The 631-nt window shown below is 77.5% G+C and carries 1 protein-coding gene; it reads left to right on the top strand.

Going from position 1 to position 631, the window contains the following annotated elements; translation table 11 throughout:
* The coding region (locus tag AWZ10_RS39190; RefSeq protein ID WP_167366036.1) for a transposase at positions 1-631 on the top strand (631 nt) is incomplete at both ends.

Below are 631 nucleotides of genomic sequence, written 5' to 3'. Positions count from 1 at the left end.
GTACCCGGCGCCGCCGCCCGGGTGGCCCCCGACCGGGTCGCGGACCTGTCCCACCGGGTGCTGTGGTCCATGCCGCGCCGCGACCAGCGGCGCAGCGGCGAGCTGTACGTGCGGGGGCTGCTGCGCGCCACGGGCCGCAAGACCATCCGCAACATCGCCTCCCACACCGGGGTGCCGGCCGACATCCAGCGGCTGCACCACCTCGTGTCCGCCTCGACGTGGCGGTGGAGTCCGGTGCGCGGTGCTCTCGCCCATCACATGGGGGAACTGCTGAACCCCGTCGCCTGGGTCCTGCACACCGCGACCACGCCGCGCGCGGGCCCGGGCGGTGTGGGCGTCGACGCCCACTGCGCGGACCCGCGCACCGGGCGGCCCGTCAACGCGCGGCGGTCCGTGGGGCTGTGGGCGGCCACCGAGTGGGGCGGCTACCCGGTCGACTGGCATCTCGGGCTCAGCGCACGCTGGGCCGAGGACACCGTGCTGCGCGAGCGGGCCGGTATCCCCGAGGACGTGCGTGTCCTGGACGCGGCCGCCGCCGGTGTCGACCTGGCGGTGGCATCCGCCCGTACGGCGGGGCCGCCGTGCCGTCCGGTCGTCCTGGACGCCCGGACGGCCGAGGCGGGCCCGCTCG

The sequence above is a fragment of the Streptomyces europaeiscabiei genome, assembly GCF_001550375.1.
GTDB lineage: Bacteria > Actinomycetota > Actinomycetes > Streptomycetales > Streptomycetaceae > Streptomyces > Streptomyces europaeiscabiei.
The sequence above is the reverse complement of the archived record's forward strand: the minus strand, read 5'-3'. Positions and strand labels throughout refer to the sequence as shown.